The 20,921-nt window shown below is 74.1% G+C and carries 17 protein-coding genes; 5 read left to right on the forward strand and 12 right to left on the reverse strand.

All coding sequences use genetic code 11. The features are described from left to right. Positions 1 to 96: 96 nt before the first annotated feature. A complete protein-coding gene (locus C1N71_RS01820; RefSeq protein WP_137754852.1) occupies positions 97 to 984 on the reverse strand; it encodes a phosphoribosylaminoimidazolesuccinocarboxamide synthase in 888 nt (295 codons plus the stop codon). After that, positions 984 to 2,255, reverse strand: a complete 1,272-nt coding sequence (gene purD, locus C1N71_RS01825; RefSeq protein WP_137754853.1) for a phosphoribosylamine--glycine ligase — start codon at positions 2,253 to 2,255, stop codon at positions 984 to 986. Before purD ends, C1N71_RS01820 begins: the two co-directional genes overlap by 1 nt. A 142-nt stretch (positions 2,256 to 2,397) precedes the next feature. Between purD and C1N71_RS01830 the strand changes: the two genes are divergently transcribed. After that, positions 2,398 to 2,757, forward strand: a complete 360-nt coding sequence (locus C1N71_RS01830) for a sterol carrier family protein (RefSeq protein WP_441297125.1) — start codon at positions 2,398 to 2,400, stop codon at positions 2,755 to 2,757. A 114-nt stretch (positions 2,758 to 2,871) separates the two neighbouring features. Here the strand turns inward: C1N71_RS01830 and C1N71_RS01835 are convergent, their stop codons facing one another. Next, positions 2,872 to 4,200, reverse strand: coding sequence for a uracil-xanthine permease family protein (locus C1N71_RS01835; protein ID WP_137754854.1), 1,329 nt, complete (start codon positions 4,198 to 4,200; stop codon positions 2,872 to 2,874). A gap of 152 nt (positions 4,201 to 4,352) precedes the next feature. Between C1N71_RS01835 and C1N71_RS01840 the strand changes: the two genes are divergently transcribed. From C1N71_RS01840 to C1N71_RS01850, 3 genes are all read left to right on the forward strand, one after another. Continuing rightward, positions 4,353 to 5,213, forward strand: coding sequence for a phage holin family protein (locus C1N71_RS01840; RefSeq protein WP_137754855.1), 861 nt, complete (start codon positions 4,353 to 4,355; stop codon positions 5,211 to 5,213). Between the two features lie 62 nt (positions 5,214 to 5,275). Beyond that, positions 5,276 to 5,788 carry a GlsB/YeaQ/YmgE family stress response membrane protein gene (locus C1N71_RS01845; protein ID WP_137754856.1) on the forward strand — a complete coding sequence of 171 codons (513 nt, stop codon included), beginning with the start codon at positions 5,276 to 5,278 and terminating at the stop codon, positions 5,786 to 5,788. Between the two features lie 142 nt (positions 5,789 to 5,930). Then, positions 5,931 to 8,438 (forward strand): DEAD/DEAH box helicase, encoded by a 2,508-nt coding sequence (locus C1N71_RS01850; RefSeq protein ID WP_137754857.1) that lies wholly within the window; start codon positions 5,931 to 5,933, stop codon positions 8,436 to 8,438. Positions 8,439 to 8,622: 184 nt separating this feature from the next. Here the strand turns inward: C1N71_RS01850 and C1N71_RS01855 are convergent, their stop codons facing one another. From C1N71_RS01855 to C1N71_RS01880, 6 genes are all read right to left on the reverse strand, one after another. After that, a complete protein-coding gene (locus tag C1N71_RS01855) occupies positions 8,623 to 9,714 on the reverse strand; it encodes a serine hydrolase domain-containing protein (protein ID WP_137754858.1) in 1,092 nt (363 codons plus the stop codon). A 62-nt stretch (positions 9,715 to 9,776) separates the two neighbouring features. Beyond that, the gene (locus tag C1N71_RS01860) at positions 9,777 to 9,977 is read right to left on the reverse strand and encodes a hypothetical protein (RefSeq protein WP_137754859.1); all 201 of its coding nucleotides are present in this window, start codon (positions 9,975 to 9,977) and stop codon (positions 9,777 to 9,779) included. Positions 9,978 to 10,032: 55 nt separating this feature from the next. Then, positions 10,033 to 11,316 (reverse strand): M18 family aminopeptidase, encoded by a 1,284-nt coding sequence (locus C1N71_RS01865; protein WP_137754860.1) that lies wholly within the window; start codon positions 11,314 to 11,316, stop codon positions 10,033 to 10,035. A 36-nt stretch (positions 11,317 to 11,352) separates the two neighbouring features. Further along, entirely contained in the window at positions 11,353 to 11,754 is a 402-nt protein-coding gene (locus C1N71_RS01870) for a DUF3054 domain-containing protein (protein ID WP_254678058.1), read from the reverse strand. 5 nt (positions 11,755 to 11,759) lie between these two features. After that, a complete protein-coding gene (gene purF, locus C1N71_RS01875) occupies positions 11,760 to 13,214 on the reverse strand; it encodes an amidophosphoribosyltransferase (RefSeq protein ID WP_137754861.1) in 1,455 nt (484 codons plus the stop codon). A 78-nt stretch (positions 13,215 to 13,292) separates the two neighbouring features. Further along, positions 13,293 to 13,598 carry a hypothetical protein gene (locus tag C1N71_RS01880; RefSeq protein ID WP_137754862.1) on the reverse strand — a complete coding sequence of 102 codons (306 nt, stop codon included), beginning with the start codon at positions 13,596 to 13,598 and terminating at the stop codon, positions 13,293 to 13,295. A gap of 254 nt (positions 13,599 to 13,852) precedes the next feature. Here C1N71_RS01880 and C1N71_RS01885 point away from each other — a divergent pair, with 254 nt between their 5' ends. Then, positions 13,853 to 16,525: a M1 family aminopeptidase gene (locus C1N71_RS01885; protein ID WP_137754863.1), complete on the forward strand. Its 2,673-nt coding sequence runs from the start codon at positions 13,853 to 13,855 to the stop codon at positions 16,523 to 16,525. Positions 16,526 to 16,611: 86 nt separating this feature from the next. Here the strand turns inward: C1N71_RS01885 and C1N71_RS01890 are convergent, their stop codons facing one another. The 3 genes from C1N71_RS01890 to C1N71_RS01900 all read right to left on the reverse strand — a co-directional run bounded on the left by C1N71_RS01890 (position 16,612) and on the right by C1N71_RS01900 (position 20,912). Further along, positions 16,612 to 18,732 (reverse strand): RecQ family ATP-dependent DNA helicase, encoded by a 2,121-nt coding sequence (locus tag C1N71_RS01890; protein WP_137754864.1) that lies wholly within the window; start codon positions 18,730 to 18,732, stop codon positions 16,612 to 16,614. A 67-nt stretch (positions 18,733 to 18,799) separates the two neighbouring features. Next, positions 18,800 to 19,417, reverse strand: coding sequence for a histidine phosphatase family protein (locus C1N71_RS01895; protein ID WP_137754865.1), 618 nt, complete (start codon positions 19,415 to 19,417; stop codon positions 18,800 to 18,802). 28 nt (positions 19,418 to 19,445) lie between these two features. Continuing rightward, positions 19,446 to 20,912, reverse strand: a complete 1,467-nt coding sequence (locus C1N71_RS01900; RefSeq protein ID WP_137754866.1) for an FGGY-family carbohydrate kinase — start codon at positions 20,910 to 20,912, stop codon at positions 19,446 to 19,448. Positions 20,913 to 20,921: the final 9 nt, after the last annotated feature.

Below are 20,921 nucleotides of genomic sequence, written 5' to 3' on the forward strand. Positions count from 1 at the left end.
GGTGCGCGTCTCGCAGCGAGGTACGACGATCGCGGTACCTCGCGACGAGATGCGTACCTCGGAACGCGAGATGCGTACCTCGGAACGTGACCGGCGTCAGGCGACGAGGCGCTCCAGCAGCTCGGCGTAGCGGGCGGCGGTGCGCTCGACGATGGATGCGGGCAGCACGGGCGGCGTCGTGCGACGGTCCCAGCGGCCCGCCTCGGCCTCCGCCAGCAGCCAGTCGCGCACGATCTGCTTGTCGAACGACTCCACGCGTCCTGCCTCGAGCGCGTCCGCATCCCAGTAGCGCGACGAGTCGGAGGTCAGCACCTCGTCGGCGAGCACGATCGCGCCGGATGCGTCGCGGCCGAACTCGAGCTTCGTGTCCGCGAGGACGAGCCCCTTCTCCGCGGCGATCGCCGCGCCCCGGCCGAAGACCTCGAGCGAGCGCGTGCGCAGCGTCTCGGCGGTCTCGGCGCCGACGAGCTCGACGACCCGGTCGAGGGAGATGTTCTCGTCGTGCTGCCCCTTCGGCGCCTTCCAGGCGGGAGTGAAGATCGGCTCGGGCAGCGCGTCGCCGTCCCGCAGCCCCGCGGGCAGCGCGACGCCCGAGATGGCACCCGTCTCGCGGTACTCGACGAGGCCGGAGCCGGTGATGCGGCCGCGCACGACGCATTCGACGGGCAGCATGTCGAGGTTGCGCACGAGCAGCGCCCGACCGGCGACGGCGTCGGGGATGCGGGCGAGCGCGTCGCCGCCGGGGCCATGGTCGCCGGCGAGCTGCGCCTCGTCGCCGAGCGTGCGCAGCCACCAGGTCGTCATCGAGGTGAGCGTCGCGCCCTTGCCCGGGATGGGCGGCTCGAGCGCGTGGTCGAACGCCGAGACGCGGTCGGAGGCGACCATGAGGATGGCGTCGGCGGTCGCGAGGTCGGCGCCCGCCGGCACGTGCAGGTCGCGGACCTTGCCCTGGTAGACGAGGTCGTAGCCGGGCAGGGCTCCCATCAGGCGCCCGCTGCGGCGCGGGCGATGTCGGAGCGCGCCTGCGAGCCCTCGAGGCGGATCTCCTCGACGCCGGCGTACGCGCGCTCGCGCGCCTCGGCGAGCGTCGCACCCGACCCGACGACCGAGAGCACGCGGCCTCCGGTGGCGACGAATCCGTGCTCCTCGCTCACGACGGTCGCGGCGTGCATCACCTGCACGCCCTCGAGGGCATCCGCGTCGGCGATGCCCGTGATCGGGCGACCCGTGCGCGGGTCGTCGGGGTAGCCCTCGCTCGCGACGACGACGGTCACGGCTGCGGTGCCGCCGAACTCGAGCGGCGGGATGCGGTCGAGCGTGCCCGTCGCGGCGGCGTGGAGCGCGGCGCCGAACGGCGACGACAGCCTCGGCAGCACGACCTGCGTCTCGGGGTCGCCGAATCGCGCGTTGAACTCGATGACCTTGATGCCCGCGTCGGTGACGATGAGGCCGCAGTACAGCAGGCCGACGAACGGGGCGCCCTCGGCGCGCAGCGCGTCGATCGTGGGCTGCGCGATCGTCGCGACGACCTCGTCGACGAACGCCTGCTCGCCGCCGAAGCGCGTCTCGAGCCACGGCAGCGGCGAGTAGGCGCCCATGCCGCCGGTGTTCGGGCCCTCGTCGCCGTCGCGCAGGCGCTTGAAGTCCTGCGCGGGGGCGAGCGGACGCACGGTGGTGCCGTCGGAGAGCAGGAAGAGGCTGACCTCGGGGCCGGAGAGGAACTCCTCGACGAGCACGGGACCCTGCTGCAGCCAGTAGTGCGCGTGCGCGTCGGCGGCCGCGCGATCGTCGGTGACGATGACGCCCTTGCCCGCGGCGAGCCCGTCCGCCTTCACGACGTAGGGGGCGCCGACCGCGTCGAGGGCGGCTGCGGCCTGCTCGACCGTCTCGGCACGCGTCACGGCTCCCGTGGGCACGCCCGCGGCGTCCATGATCCGCTTCGCGAACGCCTTCGAGCCCTCGAGCTGCGCTGCGCGCTTCGACGGGCCGAAGACGGGGATGCCGGCGGCGCGCACGGCGTCCGCGACGCCCGCGACGAGCGGCGCCTCGGGGCCGATGACGACGAGCTCGGCGCCGACGTCGGTCGCGAGCCGGGCGACGAGGTCGCCGTCGTTCTGGTCGACGCGCACGGTCTCGACGACCTGCGCGATGCCGGCGTTGCCGGGCGCGGCGATCACCGAGTGCTCGCCGTCGCGCAGCAGCGCGGTGATGATGGCGTGCTCTCGCGCGCCGGAGCCGAGGACGAGGATGCGCACCGGTCCATCCTACGAGCGCGTGCGAGCGGGTGCGGCCGGGTGCGCGTCCCGTCGCCTCCGCCGCAGATGGGAGGTTCTCGGCCGGATGTGACCTCGCATCCGGCCGACGACCTCGACCCTGTGGGCGCGGTAGCGTCGTCGCGTGGCCGCCAAGCGCATCCCGGACCTCGAGGGCATGGATGCCGTGCGCGCGGCGCTCGGCGACGGCGCCGGACGCACCGAGCGCGCCACGGCCGTGCGCTACACGCTCCAGTGCCTCGCGGATCGCGCGCCGGGCAAGAGCGTCGAGGTGCGCGTGCCGCCGTTCGGCGCCGTGCAGGCCGTCGAGGGCCCCGGGCACACGCGCGGCACGCCGCCGAACGTCATCGAGACCGACACCGACACGTGGCTCGCGCTCGCGACCGGGGCGACGACGTGGGCGGATGCCGTCGGCGCGGGTGCGGTGCGCGCATCCGGCGTCCGCGCGACGATCGAGGCGTGGCTGCCGCTCGTGCGCGTCTGACGGCCGAGATCTCCGCCGCGAGGCGATCGATTGGGCAGCAGTGGTTCGCGCTGCGGCGTGTCGTCCGCCACTACTGCCCAATCAAGCGCCAGAAGTGACCGATCGAGCGGAAGGTCAGCGGGCGGCGGGCGCGGAGCCCGCGTCCGACACCGACGCCGCCGGCGGGGCGCCGAGGCCGTCGGCGATCTCGTCGCCGCCGCGCAGACGCTCGAGCAGCGCCATGAGGTGGTAGATCACGAGCGTCGCGACGGTGCCGAGCAGGATGCCGCCGAGCGTCACCGCGCCGGCGTTCAGGGTGAAGTCGGCGATCGCGACGATGAGGCCCACGCCCGCCGAGAACTGGTTGCGAGGTCGCGAGAAGTCGACGCGGTGCTCGATCCAGATGCGCACGCCGATGATGCCGATGAGCCCGTACAGCGCGGTCGTGACGCCACCGATGACGCCAGCGGGCGTCGCGGCGATGATCGCGCCGACCTTCGGCGACAGCGACAGCGCGATCGCGGTGCACGCCGCGATCCAGTACGCCGCGGTCGAGAAGACGCGCGTCGCGCTCATGACGCCGATGTTCTCGCCGTACGTCGTCGTCGCCGAGCCGCCGAAGAGGCCGGCGAGCACCGTCGCGACGCCGTCGGCGATGAGCGCGCGACCCGCGACCGGGTCGAGGTCGCGGTGGATGAGCTGGCCGACGCCGCGCACGTGGCCGACGTTCTCTGCGATGAGCGGCAGCACGATCGGCACGAACATGAGCAGCAGCGGCCACTGCGCGAGGTCGATCGACGGCGTCTGGAACGTGGGCAGGCCGATCCACGCCGCCTCGTCGACGTCCGACCAGTCGACGACGCCGACGACGGCGGATGCGACGTAGCCGACGACGACGCCGACGAGGATCGACAGGCGGGCGACGAGGCCGCGGAACACCACCGCGACGACGACGATCGTGAGCAGCGTGAGGGCCGCGATGCCGGGCGCCGCGAGGAAGGAGTCGCGCGCCGCGGGCGCGAGGTTGAAGCCGATGAGCGCGACGATCGTGCCCGACACGACGGGCGGCATGAGCACCGAGAGCCATCGCGTGCCCGCGACCTGCACGACGAGCCCGACGAGCGCGAGCAGCGCGCCCGTCAGCACGACGCCCGCGAGCGCGAGGCCCGGTCCGCCCGCCGTCGAGGCCGCGACGACGGGCGCGATGAACGCGAAGGACGAGCCGAGGTAGCTCGGCAGGCGGTTGCCGGTGACGAGCAGGAAGAGGATGGTGCCGACGCCCGAGAAGAGCAGCGTCGTCGACGGCGGGAATCCCGTGAGCGTCGGCACGAGGAACGTGGCGCCGAACATCGCCACCACGTGCTGCATGCCGATGCCGATCGTGCGCGGCCACGACAGGCGCTCCTCGGGCAGGACGAGGTCGCGGATGCCGCGCTCGGCGCGGGCGGTCCAGGGCAGGGGCATGCTGCAGGTCCTTCGTGCTTCGGGAGCGGCGCGCGGGCGGGCGCCTCGGCGATGCTAGCGGCGCGCGCAGCCACCGCCGCGCGCCGATGCCTGCGCACGCTGGCCGCATCCACTCCTAGGCCGCGCTCGGCTCACTGTGCTTCAGTGGATGCATGAGCACCGTCGAGCAGCAGCGCCGCCCGAACGCATCGGCGGCCATCACGGGCATCGGCCTCTTCATCGTCGGCCTCGTGCTGCTGTTCAACGGCGTGCCGAGCCTCTTCGGCAGCCTCGGGAGCCTCGTGCAGTGGGCGGCGGTGCTCGGCTTCGAGCGTGCGATCGAGACGACGCTGCCGTACATGATCGTGCCGGCGCTCATGACCGTGGGTGGCCTGCTCATGGTGCGCGGCGGCTTCGGCATCCTGCGCAGGCAGGGCCGGCAGGGTGCCCGGTGGGCGCGCGAGGAGTGGCAGCAGCAGCAACCGCAGGTGCCGCAGCGCGTGCAGTCGGCGCGCGACCAGCTGCAGCGCCAGGGCGCCTCGGCGTGGCAGCAGGCGCAGCAGCGCGGGCAGCAGGCGACGGGATGGGCGCAGCAGCAGGGACGCCCGGGATGGCCGGGTCAGCCGCAGCAGGCGCAAGGCAGGCAGCAGCAGTGGGCCGGGCAGCAGCAGTGGCCCGGCCAGCAGCAGCGCATGCAGCAGCCGCCGCCTCCGCAGCCGAGCCAGCGTCAGCTCGCGCCGCAGCAGCAGCAGCGGCAGCCGTCGACGCTCGAGCGCATGCAGCAGCGCATCGCCGACTCGGCGACCGCCGCCGACCGCGCCAGGGACCGTGCGACCGCGAAGCACGAGCAGCAGGCGGCTGCGCTGCAGCAGCGCGCCGAGCGCGCCGCGCAGCAGGCGGCGGGCGGCTCGTTCGGGACACCGGAGCTCGTCGCCGGTCGTCGCGCGTCGAGCATCCTCTCCTCCTCGTCGCTGCGCGCGTCGTCGCTCGGCCGCACCTCGTTGACGCTCGACTCCCTGCGCCTGCGCCGGTAGCGCAGCGCGCCGCCGGCCGCACCGATTCGCCTCGCCCGCGCGGCGGATGGGATGCTGGATGCGTGACCTCCCGCCCCGACGACGACGCCCGACCCGGCTCGGGTGACCGCGACGGAGGCGACGCCGCGGGCGCGCCCACGCCGGCAGAGGAGCCGGCCGCAGCGACGGACGCGCCGGTCGAGCCCGCTGAGGCGGAGGTCGCCGCGGCGCGCGCCGACGCATCGTCGACCGAGCCGCCCGTCGAGCGCGAGCGCTCCGTGACCGTCGAGCGCGACGACGTGCAGGTGCGGGCGCGACTCGTGCCGCGCTACGGCCGCTTCATGGTGCTCGGCGCCATCGTCGGCGCGGTCGGCGGCTGGCTCTTCTCGCGGCTCGGCTCGTCAGGACCGTGGCTCGGCGCGGGTCCGACCATCGACACGTCGGCGGTCGTGCCCTTCCTCGTCGTCGTCGGCATCGTCGTCGGCATCGTGCTCGGCGCGGTCGTCGCGATCCTGCTCGAGCGCATCGTCGGTCGTCGGCGCCGCACGCTCACCGCCGAGCGCACCCGTCACCACCGCGACGACGCCTCGGACTGACCCCGCGGTCCCCGCCGCATCCGTCGTGCGCACCGTCGCCGCTCGGTGCGCGGCGCACCCCTGCGGCGCGTCCCTGCCGCGCATCGCGCGCATCCGACCGACGCCGCGGCGCGCACCCTCGACGTGCGGGAGGATCGAGGCGATGCCCCTCCTCGACCACGCACCCTCGCCCTGGGATCCCGACGCCGCGTTCGACGCCTTCGCGGGCTGGGCCTTCGACGAGCGCGGCCTGAGCCTCTACCCGGCGCAGGAGGAGGCCCTCATGGAGATCGTGAGCGGGGCGAACGTCATCCTCGCCACGCCGACGGGCACCGGCAAGTCGCTCGTGGCGATCGGCGCGCACTTCGCCGCCGTCGCGCAAGGAAGGCGAACGTTCTACACCGCGCCGATCAAGGCGCTCGTGAGCGAGAAGTTCTTCGACCTCGTCGGCATCTTCGGCGCCGAGCGCGTCGGCATGGTGACGGGCGACTCGTCCGTGAACCCCGACGCCCCGATCGTCTGCTGCACGGCCGAGATCCTCGCGAACGTCGCGCTGCGGCAGGGCGCGGATGCCGACGTCGGCCAGGTCGTCATGGACGAGTTCCACTTCTACGGCGATCCGCAGCGCGGCTGGGCGTGGCAGGTGCCGCTGCTCGCGCTGCCGCAGGCGCAGTTCGTGCTCATGTCGGCGACGCTCGGCGACGTCACGCGCATCGCCGACGACCTGAGCGCCAGGACGGGCCGCGAGACCGCGCAGGTGACGGGCGTCGAACGACCCGTGCCGCTGCACTTCTCGTACGCCATGACGCCCGTGCACGAGACGATCGACGAGCTGCTCGCCACGCAGCGCTCGCCCGTCTACATCGTGCACTTCTCGCAGGCCGCGGCGCTCGAGCGGGCGCAGGCCCTCACGTCGACGAAGGTCGTGAGCCGCGAGCAGCGGGATCGCATCGCGGACGCGATCGGCGACTTCCGCTTCACGACGCGCTTCGGGCAGACGCTCTCCCGGCTCGTGCGCGCCGGCATCGGCGTGCACCACGCCGGCATGCTGCCGCGCTATCGACGGCTGGTGGAGCAACTCGCGCAGCAGGGGCTGCTGCGCGTCATCTGCGGCACCGACACCCTCGGCGTCGGCATCAACGTGCCCATCCGCACCGTGCTCCTCACGGCGCTCACGAAGTACGACGGGCAGCGCATGCGGCACCTCACCGCCCGCGAGTTCCACCAGATCGCCGGACGCGCGGGGCGGGCAGGCTTCGACACCGCGGGCGACGTCGTCGCCCAGGCGCCCGAGCACGAGGCGGAGAACGCGAAGCAGCTCGCGAAGGTCGGCGACGACCCCAAGAGGCGCCGCAAGCTCGTGCGCAAGAAGGCCCCGGATGGGTTCGTCTCGTGGGGGGAGCCGTCGTTCCAGCGGCTCATCGACGCCGAGCCCGAGCCGCTGCGGTCGCAGATGCAGGTGACGCACGCGATGGTGCTCGGCGTCATCGGTCGCCGCGGCGACGCGTTCGCGGACATGCGCGACCTCATCCGCTCCTCCCACGGCACGCGCCGCGAGCAGCTCGCCCTCGAGCGTCGAGCGCTCGCGATCTACCGCACGCTGCGCACCGCGGGCGTCGTCGAGCAGCATCCCGACCCCGCGGATCCGAGACGGCAGGTCATCCGCCTCACCGTCGACCTCCCGCCGCAGTTCGCCCTCAACCAGCCGCTGTCGCCGTTCGCGCTCGAGGTGATCGACGTGCTGGATCCCGACTCGCCCACGCACCACCTCGACGTCGTGTCCGTCATCGAGGCGACGCTCGACGACCCCCGGCCGATCCTCGCGCAGCAGCAGTTCCTCGCGCGCGGCGAGGCCGTCGCGGCGATGAAGGCCGACGGCATCGACTACGACGAGCGCATGGAGCTGCTCGAGGAGGTCACGCATCCGAAGCCCCTCGAGGAGCTGCTCACCGAGGCGCTGCGCGTCTTCGCGTCGTCGCAGCCGTGGGTCGAGGATGCCGTCCTGTCGCCGAAGTCGGTCGTGCGCGACATGTGGGAGCGGGCGATGACGTTCGCCGAGTACGTGCAGCACTACGGGCTGTCGCGCTCGGAGGGGCTCGTGCTGCGCTACCTGTCGGACGCGTACCGGGCGATCCGGCAGACGGTGCCGGAGGAGGCGAAGGGCGAGGAGCTCGTCGACCTCATCGAATGGCTCGGCGCCGTCGTGCGGCAGGTCGACTCGAGCCTGCTCGACGAGTGGGAGGAGCTGCTCCACCCGACCGACGACGCGGATGCGCCCGTCGCGCCGCCGCCCCCGCCGACGATCGTCGCGAACCCTCGCGCCTTCCGCATCCTCGTGCGCAACGCGCTCTTCCAGCGCGTGCAGCTCGCGGCGCTCGACCGCGTCGACGCGCTCGGGGAGCTCGACGGGCCGCACGGCTTCGACGCCGACGCGTGGGGGGAGGCGCTCGACGCGTACTTCGCCGAGCACGACTCGATCGGCACGGGGGCCGATGCGCGATCGGCGCGCATGCTCGTCGTCGACGAGGGCACGACGGCGTGGGAGGTGCAGCAGATCCTCGCCGACCCGGCCGGCGACCACGACTGGCGCATCTGGGCGACGGTCGATCTCGAGGCGTCGGCGGAGGCGGGCGAGCCCGTCGTGCGCGTGACGCGGGTGGGGCGGATGTAGCGTCTCCAGGAGCGGGTGGTCGCCCCCTACGGCCCTTGAGGTGCGAGCGAAGCGAGCCTCGAAAGGGTCTCGGCGGCGGGATCCCTTCGAGGCTCGCTGCGCTCGCACCTCAGGGAGCGGGTGGGGCTGCGCACGCGACGCGGTCGAGCGATCGGCCTTCGGCGTGCGAGCGGAGGGGCCCGCGTCAGTCGCCCAGCACGTCGTCGAGCGCCGCGATCGCACCCCAGGCGCCGCCCTCGCTGTTCGCGACGACCGCGACCGTCGCATCCGCGTCGGGGTAGTGCCGCACGATCGCACTCGCGCCGACGTTCATCCCCTCCTTGTACAGCGAGCGGATGGACCCGTCCGCCCGCACCTCGATCTCGAGGCCGAAGCCGAAGTGCAGCGCCGAGCCGTCCTCCTCCTCGTGATGCAGCACCTGCGGGGACAGGAACGCGCGCGTCGACGTCGGCGAGAGCAGGCGGCCGGCGCGGATGGCGTCCAGCAGCCGCTCGAGATCCTCGGCCGTGGCATGCATCCCGCCGTCGGGCGAGCCGATGGGCGGGTACGAGTAGACGTTCTGCCGCCAGCCGACGATCGGCCCGTCCTCGACGTCGCGGACGGGCTCCCAGCCCTCGGCGACGTCGGGCTCGGCCTCGGCCATGTGGAAGAAGCCCGAGCGCTCCATGCCCGCCGGGCGCAGCACGTGCTCGACGACGTGCTCGCGGAACGCCGTGCCGGTCACGGCCTCGAGGACGAGACCTGCGAGCACGTAGCCGACGTTGCAGTAGCGGCAGTCGGTGCCCGGCGGCACCCGCGCGGGCTTGAAGGCGAACTGCGGCAGGAAGTCCCGCGTCGTCGTCACCGCGTAGCTCGGGCGGTCGCGCCAGAGCGCCTCGTACGACTCGCCGGCCTCCTCGTCGGCGTCGTCCGCGATGCCGGAGGTGTGGGTGAGCAGGTGCCGCAGCGTGATCGCCGGATCGATGGTCGTGCCCTCGAGGTCGAGGTGGTCGCCGATCGGCGCGTCGAGGTCGAGCACGCCGGCGTCGACCTGCTGCAGCACCGCCACGGCGGTGACGAGCTTCGTGACCGACGCGACGTCGAAGCGCGTCGACGTGGCGACGGGCACGCCCCAGCGACGAGAGGCGACGCCGAAGGCCTCCTCGTAGCGCAGCTCGCCCGCGATCGAGACGCGCACGACACCCGACAGGTCGTCCTCCTCCACCGCCGTGCGGACGGCGATGCGGATGCGGTCGTCGAGGGTCGTGTCGGTCGCGGGATCGGTGCGGGCGGCCATCGGAGGGCTCCTTCGTCGAGGGATGCCCCTCGTCGGCGCCCGTCGGCGACGAGCCCGCCAGGCTACACGGACGCGCCGGGAGCGCCCGGGGCGCGAGGATCCCGCGTCGTCGCGACGGCCGCAGCGCGCTCGCGGTCGCGCTTGCGCAGCGCGGAGATCGCGGCGCTGCGGGCGACGAGCCACTGCAGGATCAGGCTGACGACGAGCGCCGGGAGCCAGACCGGGAGCCAGATCATGAACGTGTCGAACGGGGTGTTGCCCATGGCCGCAGCCTAGGAGCCGGATGCCGGGAGGACGCCGAGCGCGGATGCCCCGGGCTCAGCCGCGGTAAAAGGCCTCCGCCACGCGCGCGAGGCCCGCGAGGTCGGCGACGCCCGCGAGCTCCCGCGCGGAGTGCATCGAGAGGATCGGGATGCCGACGTCGACGGTGCGGATGCCGAGCCGCGTGGCCGTGATCGGGCCGATCGTCGAGCCGCACGGCACCGTGTTGTTCGAGACGAACTCCTGCACCGGCACGCCTGCCGCCGCGCTCCACCCGCGCCAGGCCGCCTCGCCGGCACCGTCGGTCGCGTACCGCTGGTTCGCGTTGATCTTCAGGATGGGGCCGGAGCCGAGCACGGGTCGCACGACGGGGTCGTGCCGCTCGGGGTAGTTCGGATGCACCGAGTGCCCGACGTCGCTCGAGACGTGCCACGACCGGGCCATGGCGCGCATCCGCTCCTCCCGCGTCGCGCCGAGCGCGACGCCGATGCGCTCGAGCACCTCCGCGAGGAAGGGCCCTGCGGCGCCGGTGCGGGTCTCGGAGCCGATCTCCTCGTGGTCGAAGATCGCGAGCATCGGGATGCGGTCGGCCCCGACGCCGTCGGCGGCTGCGGCGAGCGCGACGACGCCCGCGTGCACGCTCGCGAGGTCGTCGAGCCTCCCCGCGGCGAGGAAGACGTCGTCCTTGCCGAACACGACGCCGCGAGCCGCATCCGCCACGGAGAGGTCGTAGCCGCGCACCCGGGCGGGGTCGACGCCCGCGACGCCCGCCAGCTCGCCGATCAGGTCCGCCGACTCCGGGGCGCCGAGGCCCCATACCGGCTGCGTGTGCGCCTGCCGGTCGAGCGTCAGCCCGTCGTTCACCGATCGGTCGAGATGGATGGCGAGCTGCGGCAGCCGCAGCATCGGGCCGGAGTCGACGAGCACCGAGCCGCCATCGTCGAGCACGAGGCGTCCCGCGAGGCGCAGCTCGCGGTCGAGCCACGAGCTCAGCAGCGGCCCGCCGTAGATCTCGACGCCCGCCTGCAGCCATCCGAGCCGACCCGTCGTCGGCTGCGGCTTCAGCACGAAGCCGGGGGAGTCGGTGTGCGCGCCGAGGATGCGCACGGGCGTCGTCGCGGTCGCGCCATCCGGCACGATCCAGGCGATCGCGGCGCCGTCGCGCACCACGAGGTAGCGGCCGGGCGTCGTCGGCCACGCCTCCGCCTCGTCGAGCGGCTCGAACCCGACCTCGACGAGCCGCCTGGCCACCTCGGCGGCGGCGTGCAGCGCGGAGGGGGATGCTGCGACGAGGTCGGCGAGATCCCGAGCGTGGGCGATCGGATCGGCGGCAGCGGGCACGGGCGGACCTCCATCGGCGGCGGGGACCCGTCCACGCTATCGCTGCGTCGCGGCCCCCTCGGCGGCGCGGCGGCGCGGCCGGACGAGCCGGGCGACGAGACGCCAGCCGACGAGCAGGAGCAGCAGCGTCAGCGTCGCGACGACGACGAATGCGGTGGCGGTGCCCTCGCCGAGCAGCACGCGGCCGAGCATGCCGCCCGCGACCGTCACGATCCAGATCGGCACGCCGGCGCGCACGGGCGCGACGGGGCGGCGCCACGCGAGCGACGCCAGCCAGGCGACCGCGAGCGCCGACACGAACGGCGCGGCCGTCGTCACGACGCCGACGAGCGTGGACGATCCGTGGCTCGCACGGCCGACGGCGGCGAAGAGCACGACGGCGACGAGGTCGATCGTCGCAGCGATCGCGACGCGGCGCGCGCGGATGCGGGCGGCCACGGGCGTCAGCTCAGCTGGGTGCGCTCGACCCAGGAGAGGTACTCGTCCGTCACGGTGCCCGTGACGTACTCGCCCGTGAAGCACGACATGTCGAGGCCGGCGATGTCCGAGCCCTCGAGGATCGCCGACTGCATGTCCGCGACCTCCTGATACACGGTGTAGTCGGCGCCGAGCGCCCGATTGACCTCGGGGATGGTCTTGCCGGCGGCGATGAGCTCGGCGCGCGAGGGCATGTTGATGCCGTACACGTGCGGGAAGCGCACGGGCGGCGCCGCGGACGTGAACGTGACCTTGTTCGCGCCGGCCTGCCGCGTCATCTCGACGATCTCGCGGCTCGTCGTGCCGCGCACGATCGAGTCGTCGACGACGAGCACGTTCTTGCCGCGGAACTCGCTCGGCATCGCGTTGAGCTTCTGCCGCACCGACCGCTTGCGCTGCTCCTGGCCGGGCATGATGAACGTCCGCCCGACGTAGCGGTTCTTGTAGTAGCCCTCGCGGTACTCGATGCCGAGCCGCCTGGCGACCTGCATCGCCGCGGGCCGCGCGGAGTCGGGGATGGGCATGACGACGTCGATGTCGCCGCTCGGTGTGTACTGCGCGATGGTGTCGGCGAGGCGGTCGCCGAGGCGCAGCCGCGCGTCGTAGACGCCGATGCCGTTCATCGTCGAGTCGGGGCGGGCCAGGTAGACGTACTCGAACGAGCACGGCAGGAGCACCGGGTTCGGGTGGCACTGCTGCGAGACCATCTCGCCGTCGAGCGTGATGAACACGGCCTCGCCCGGCGCGACGTCGCGCACGACCTCGTAGCCCGACGCCTCGAGCACGAGCGACTCCGACGCGAGCACCCACTCCATCCGATTGCCCGCCGGGCGACGGCCGAGGATGAGCGGGCGGATGCCGTAGGGGTCGCGGAAGCCGAGCATGCCGTGGCCGGCGATGAGCGCGATGGCGGCGTACGAGCCCTCGACGCGCTCGTGCACGCGACGCACGGCGGTGAAGAGCTGGTCGGCGTCGAGGCCCGAGCCGTTCACGAGCTGCTGCAGCTCGGAGCCGAGCACGTTGACGAGCATCTCGGTGTCGGAGCCCGAGTTCACGTGCCGCATGTCGAGCGTCTCGAGCTGCGCCGCGAGCTCGCGGGTGTTCGTGAGGTTGCCGTTGTGCACGAGCACGATGCCGTAGGGCGCGTTCACGTAGAACGGCTGGGCCTCGAGCTCGTTCGACGCCTCGCCCTTCGTCGCGTAGCGCACGTGACCGAGGCCGACGTTGCCGAGGAGGGTGCGCATGTCGCGCGTGCGGAAGGCCTCGCGCACCTGCCCCTGCGCCTTGCGGACGTGGGCGTGCCGACCGTCGATGGTGGCGATGCCGCAGGAGTCCTGGCCTCGGTGCTGGAGGAGCGCCAGCGCGTCGTAGACCTGCTGGTTGACGGGGCTGGTGGAGACCAGGCCGACGATGCCGCACACGAGAAGGGGGCTCCTGACTGCAGAGCGGGGGACGGGGCGCGTCGAGCCTACTCCCCGGCGCATCCGCCGCCGCGCGCGTCAGTCGCCGGGAGCGCTCGTCGCGGTCGCGAGCAGATGCGACCGCGCGAGGACCCAGCCGGCGATGGATGCGCCGCGGTGCCGGATGCGCGCAGCCTGCTCCCACGCGTCGACGAGCAGCGCGACGGTGAGGCCGTCGGCGCGATCGGCGCCGGTCGCGGCGGACAGCGTGGCGTGCACGCGCGGCGCGAGGAGGCCGGTGAGCTCGGCGAACGCAGCGCGGTCGCCCGCGGCGACACGATCCTCGATCGCCGCGAGCGTCGTCGCGTCGATCGGAGCGCTGGTGCGCTGGGCCTCGAGAGTCATCGAGTCCATGCTGCGCGAGCGATCCGAGCCCCGCACAGGCTTGACGGATCGGGGATCGGATGCTGTCGGCGGCGGCCTCCATCGGCATCTCGACGCCCCATCCGAGCGCGTGCGACACGTGACGCGTCCCGCGCCGCTCGGTCGACCGGTGATGGCGGGCGTCGCGCGACACACGCCCGTAACGAGCAATCCTTATCTTCAGCAGAGGCGACCGTCTCCCTTCGGGCCGCCCTTGCACCCCCGATGAGGAATCCATGACCCGATCGAACGGTCGACCCTCGACCGCGCGGCGCCTCGCCGCCCTCGCCCTCCCGCTCGTGCTGCTGGGCGGGCTCGCCACGGCGAGCTCGACCGCCGCCGCCGCCGCCGAGCCCGTCCCCGGCGCGCAGACCTCGGGCGACGCCATGTTCCCGAACGTCGGCAACGGCGGCTACGACGCGCTCGACTACGACGTCGCGATCGCCTGGACACCCGGAGCGACCCTCGCCGCGAGCACGATCGAGGCGACCTCGACGATGACGGCCCGCGCCGAGGGCGAGCTGAGCAGCTTCTCGCTCGACTTCGAGGGCCTCGTCGTCGACGCCGTCACCGTGAACGGCCAGCCGGCGACGTGGGAGCGCATCGTCGACCCCGCTTCCATCACGTTCAAGCTCGTCATCACCCCCGCGGCGCCCGTGAGCGGGACGTTCACGACGACCGTGGCCTACCACGGCGTACCCAGCCGGCACGTGGACGCCGACGGCTCCTTCGAAGGTTGGAACGTCACGGCGGACGGCGCGACCATGCTCGGCCAGCCCGTCGGGTCGATGACGGGCTACCCGCACAACAACACCCCCGCCGACAAGGCGACGTACACGTTCACGCTCGACATCCCGTCGACGATCACGAACGCCGCGGGGACCGGAGCCGCGGCGGCCGTGAGCAACGGCGAGCTGCTGTCGCGGACGCCGTCGGCCGACGGCACGCGCACCACCTGGGTGTGGGAGCAGCGCGAGCCCATGGCCTCGGAGCTCGCCCTCGTCTCCATCGGCAAGTACGACGTCATCGAGTCGAACGTCACGCTGACCGACGGCACCGTCATCCCGGCGTGGTCGTTCATGGACAGCGCGCTGAGCGAGACGAACAAGACCACCATCCGCACGCGCGTCGCGCTGCTCGAGACGATCATCCGCAACCTCGAGACCATCTACGGCCCCTACCCCGGCAACAGCACGGGCGTCGTCGTCGACACGGTGCCGTCCGGCATCAGCTACGCGCTCGAGACCCAGGATCGATCGTTCTTCCCGTCGGCGGGCACCGTCGCCGGCAACACGCTCATCCACGAGCTCGTGCACCAGTGGTACGGCAACCACGTCTCCCCGACGACCTGGACGGACATCTGGATCGCCGAGGGCATGGCGACGTGGGGTCCGCAGTACTACAACTCGGCCGAGGGCTTCGGCGCCGGCAACCCCTCCGAGCGCACCTACTTCAACTCCTGGAACAACCTGGCGGCGTCGAGCACGAGCTGGCAGATCCCGCCGGGAGCGCAGACCGACTCGGCCGAGCTGTACGGCTACCAGACCTACACGCGCTCGGCGCAGTTCTGGGCGGCGCTGCGCGTCGCGATCCGTGACGAGGCGTACTTCGCGCTCATCGAGGAGTGGCAGACCCGCTACGCGGGCACGAGCCGCACGGGTGCCGACCTGCTCGCGCTCGCCGAGGAGCTCTCGGGCCGCGACCTCGGCGCGTTCTACCAGGACTGGATCCTCGACGCGGGCAAGCCGAGCTGGCCGGACAAGGTCGACGTGACGCTCACGGCGGCCGCCGAGACGGAGGCGCTGCAGCGCGGCGACGTCGTGACGTACACGCTGAGCGCGACCAACGTGGGCTACGGCCCGCTGAACGCATCCGTCGTGACGGTCGACGTCTCCTCGCTCCTCGCTCGCGCGACGATCGATCCCGCGACGCTGCCCGCAGGCATCACCCTCGAGGGCACGACGCTGACGTGGGCGGTGCCCGCGACGCCCGCCTCGGCCACGCCTCCTGCGGCACCCGTCACGGCGACGTTCGACGCGACGATCGCCGACGACGCATCCGGCGGCACGATCGAGGCGACGGCCGAGGTGGCGAGCCTCGGCGGCTCGTGCGTCGACTGCGCGACGAGCCTCCTCGTCGACGACCAGCCCCTCGACGCGGCCACCCCCGTCGTGTCCGGCACGCCGCAGGTCGGCGAGGAGCTGACGGCCGTCACGGATGGTTGGACCGAGGGCACGACCTTCGCGTACCAGTGGCTCGTCGACGGCGAGCCGGTGGAGGGTGCGACGGACGCGACGTTCCTCGTGCCGGCGTCGGCGGTCGGCCTCGACGTCGCCGTGACGGTCACCGGCTCCGCGGAGGGCTACGTCACCGAGGAGCGGACGAGCGAGCCGGTCGGTGCCGTCGTCGGCGCCGTGCTGACGGCGGCCGCGCCCGTCGTGACCGGCACGCCGCGCGTCGGCGAGACGCTCGGCGCGGCGACCGACGGCTGGACCGAGGGCACGACCTTCGCGTACCAGTGGCTCGTCGACGGTGAGCCGGTCGATGGTGCGACGGAGGCGACGTTCGTGGTGCCGGCGTCTGCGGTCGGCCTCGACGTCGCCGTGACGGTCACCGGCTCCGCGGAGGGCTACGTCACCGAGGAGCGGACGAGCGAGCCGGTCGGTCCCGTCACGGCCGCCGACGTCGATCCCGAGCCGTCCGCTCCCGCGCCGTCCGCGCCCGCCCCGTCGGCACCCGCACCGTCGGCACCTGGCGCCCCCGCGCCGAGCGGTGCTGCAGGCGGGCTCCCCGTGACCGGCGGCACGAGCGCAGCGGACGCCCTGCCGTGGGCGCTGGCGCTGCTGCTCGCGGGGCTCGGCATCGTCGGCGTCGGCGCGGCCCGTCGCAGGGCGGCCACCACCCGATAGGTCGGCATCCCGCAGTCGCCGGCCGGTCGTCGTGAGGACCTCCTCGCGACGGCCGGTCCGCGGCGTCCGGGCCGTCCTGTCGTGCGTCAGACGCGACGGTGCACGAGCAGCGGCAGCACGTGGGCCGCGCCCGCCTCGCGTAGCCGCGCCGCCGCGATCGTCACGGGCCACTGCGAGGCCGTGGCGTCGACGACGAGCAGCACCGTACGACCGGCGACGTCGGTCGGCACCTGGATCGATCGCTGCCACGCGGCGGCCTCGTCGGCCGACGTGAGCTCGCGGCCCGGCACGTCGGCGACCGTCGCGTGCGCGAGGTCGAGCCGGCCGGCGCTCGCGATGCGCTCCGCCACGCCCTGCGCGAGGGCGCCGGCGTCCGGCGCCGCGCGCAGCATGACGGCGACGTCCGGCCGCGCCGGCCACGTCGTGCGCCACGCCGCGAGCGTCGCGACCGCCGCGCGGCCGAGCTCGTCGAGCGCAGCCTCGTCGCCGGCGATCGCGGCGCGCAGCGCATCCGACCACTCCGGCGCGTCGGCATGCACGATGACGCGACCGGTCTCGGCGCGCAGACCCTCCGGGATGCGTCCGCGGCCGAGCGCACCGCCGGGCCACATGCGCCGCGGCTCGAGCTCGTGCGCGCTGCCGCGCAGCGCCGTGCTGATGGCCCGGACCGTCTCGGGGCTCGGCGCGCCCGCGAGCCCTTGGGACAGCGCGCCCGTGCAGACCGAGCAGCGGCCGCACGGCGCCGCCGTCGGGTCGTCGAGCGACTCCTGCAGCAGCTGCATGAGGCATCGCCTGCCGCGCGCGTAGTCGCGCATGATGTCGGCCTCGCGGCGGCGCACGGCGACGACGCCGTCGTAGTGGGCACGGTCGTAGTGCCAGGGCGTGCCGGTCGCCGACCAGCCGTCGGCGGATCGCTCGACGACGCCGTCGACGGCGAGCTGCTTGAGCATGAGCTCGACGCGCGTGCGGCGCAGGCCCGTGCGCGCCTCGAGGTCGACGACGGACGCCGGCTCGGCGCTCAGCTCGCCCAGCAGCGTCGCCATCTGCTGCTCGTCGGGGATCGTCGCGGTCGCGAAGTAGTCCCACACGCCCGCATCCGACTCCGAGTGCAGCAGCACGACCTCGGCGTGCTCGATGCCGCGGCCCGCTCGCCCGACCTGCTGGTAGTAGGACACGGGCGACGGCGGCGCGCCGACGTGCACGACGAAGCCGAGGTCGGGCTTGTCGTAGCCCATGCCGAGCGCGCTCGTCGCGACGAGCGCCTTGACGCGGTTCTGCAGCAGGTCGTCCTCGAGGCGCTCGCGCGCGGCCGGCTCGAGCTGCCCCGTGTACGCCTCGACGCGGAGGGCGTCGCCGTGCACGGCGCGCACGGCCGTCGCGAGCCGCTCGGCGTCGGCGACCGTGAGCGCGTAGACGATGCCCGAGCCGGGCAGCGCGGGCAGGTGGTCGACGACCCAGGCGTAGCGCTCGATCGGCGTGAGCGCCGGCACGACGTTCAGCGCGAGCGAGGCGCGCGAGAGCGGGCCGCGCAGCACGAGCGTCTCGGTGCCGCCGATCGTGCCGAGCTGCGCCGCGACGTCGGCGGTGACGCGCGCGTTGGCCGTCGCCGTCGTCGCGAGCACGGGCGTCGTCGGCGACAGCCGCTGCAGCACGTCGGACACGCGCCGGTAGTCGGGGCGGAAGTCGTGGCCCCAGTCGGAGACCGCATGCGCCTCGTCGATCACCAGCAAGCCGAGCCGATGGCCGATGGCGTCGAGCACGCGGGCGCCGAAGCCCGGGTTCGCGAGCCGCTCGGGCGACACGAGCACGACGTCGACCTCGTCGTCGGCGAGCGCGCGCTCGATCTCGCGCCACTCGCCGACGTTCGACGAGTTGATGGCGGCGGCGACGAGCCCACCGCGCTGCGCCGCGGCGACCTGATCGCGCATGAGCGACAGCAGCGGGCTCACGACGAGCGTCGGACCGTGCCCCTGCGCGCGCCGGATGGCCGTCGCCACCCAGTACACGGCCGACTTGCCCCATCCCGTGCGCTGCACGACGAGCACGCGCGCTCCGTCGCCGGCCACGAGTGCGTCGACCGCCGTCTGCTGGTCGTCGCGCAGGCGCGCGAGCGGGCCGGCGAGCGCCTCGATCACCCGCTGCGCGACCGCCTCGTGCGCGCTCGTCGGGCGCTCCGCCTGCTCGTGTGTCGTCTGCGCCCCGCTCACCCCTCGAGGCTAGGCGCACCCGCCGACGCCGCGCGGCGACTGCGGGCGACCGAGCACCGCCGAGCCGTCAGGCGACGGGCGCGTTGTAGGCGAGGAGGGCGACGCGCAGGCCGTCGCCGTCGCGGCGCGCGTCGAGCGTCGTGCGGGTCGCGTTGTCGAGCCGCGGGAGGACCCTGCGGTACTCGTCGAGCGGGATGCCGAGCGCACGGCAGAGCACGAGGCGGATGAGGGTGGTGTGCGCGACGACGAGCGCCGTGCCGTCGCCGACCGCGTCGACGACGTCGCCGAGCGCCGCCCACGCGCGCGCGGCCGCGTCGGCACCGGCCTCCCCGCCGGGCAGCGGGCTCGACGCCGGACGCGCGACGAAGGCGGCGCGCGCCTGCGGCATCCGAGCCTCCTGCTCGGCCGTCGTGAGCCCCTCCCCGCTGCCGAAGTCGACCTCGCGCAGGCGCGCGTCGACCCGCAGCTCGACCCCCGCGGCGTCGGCGGCGACGCGCGCCGTGTCGATCGCACGCGTGAGGTCCGAGGCGACGACGGCGTCGAGGCCCGCGCTCGCCGCCCACGGCGCGAGCGCCGCCGCCTGCGCGCGCCCGACGTCGTCGAGCGCGACGTCGGACGCGCCCGCGTACCGGTTGCCGTCGTGCCACACGGTGCGGCCGTGCCGCACGAGATGGATCGTCGTCATGCTCGTCATCCTCCTCCGCTCGCGCGGCTCAGCCGATCGCAGCGAGCGCGACGGCATGGGTCGCGGAGGGCAGCCAGCCCTCCGCGCGCAGCCGATCGAGGAGCGCGACGTGCGCGTCGCGCAGCCACGCAGACAGCGGCTCGGGGTCGACGGTGGTCGACGCGGCACGCATGCGCGCCGCGACGGCGGGCAGCGCCTCGCCGTCGACGCCTGCCGCCGCGAGCATCGCCATGCCGAGCGCGCCCTCGCTCGCCGACGGCAGCACGAGCGGATGCTGCTGCAGCGTGGCCCGCATCCGCGCCCACCACGGGTTCCTCGACCCGCCGCCCGTCGCGATGCGCCGCCCGTCGACGGGCAGCCCGGCGTGGGCGACGACGTCGAACGCGAGGCGCTCGATGCTCGCGACGCCCACGGCGGCACCCGCGAGCACCTCGGCGTCGGATCCCGCGGGCACGATGGCGCGCGCCGCCTGCGCGACGAAGGGGAAGCGCTCGCCCGCGCCGACGAGCGGATAGGCGAGCGGCGGATGCGCGACGTGCCGCGCGCGCTCGGTGAGCGCAGCGAGGTCGGCATCCGGCAGCCACGTCGACAGCACGCCGGCCCCCGTGCTCGACGCGCCGCCCGGCCACCATCCGAGCTCGAACGGCGCGCGGTGGGCGTAGACGGCGTCGACGCCCGTCGGCCGCTCGGCGGCGACGCCCTTCAGCACGAGCGTCGTGCCGAGCACGGTGCTCCAGTCGCCCGGCTCGAGCGCGCCCGCGGCGATCTGCGCGGCGCAGCCGTCGGTCATGCCGGCGACGACGGCGCAGCCGACGGGCAGGCCCGTGGCGTCGGCGGCGGCCTGCGAGACCGTGCCGAGCACGGCGCCGGACGCGACGACGTCGGGCAGGAGGCTCGCGTCGACGCCGAGCGCGTCGAGCACGTCGCGCGGCCACGCGACCACGTCGAGGTCGACGCCGGTCTTCAACGCGTGCGAGGCGTCGGTCGCGACCGCGGTGCCCACGAGGTCGGCGGCGACGACGTCCGCCTGGTGGGCGACGCGGCCGCCCGGTGCGATCGCGCCGTCGGCCCGCATCGCCAGGAGCGTCGGCAGCGCCCACGACGCCTGCATGCGGTATCCCATCCGCGCCCACGTCGCCGCGCCGGCGCTCGCCACGGCGTCGAGGAAGGGGGCGCCGCGGGTGTCGTCGTACATGACGGCGGCGCCCGTGGGCGCGCCGTCGGCGTCGACGGGCACGAGCGTGCCCGACGTGCTCGCGACCGCGACGCCGCGCACGACGCCACCCGCCTCGGAGGTCGCCGCGGTGACCTGACGCAGGCAGGTGCGCACCGCGTGCAGCCACGCGACGGGATCCTGCTCGTGCCGACCGCCTGCGCGATCGCTGCGCACGGCGTGCGTGGCCGCGCCGAGCACGCCACCGGCGTCGTCGACGGCGAGCACGCGGACGCTCTGCGTGCCGAGGTCGATGCCGACCCAGGCCGCGTGCTCAGGCATGCGACGGCA

Origin of the sequence: Agrococcus sp. SGAir0287 (assembly GCF_005484985.1) — a bacterium.
Taxonomy (GTDB): domain Bacteria; phylum Actinomycetota; class Actinomycetes; order Actinomycetales; family Microbacteriaceae; genus Agrococcus.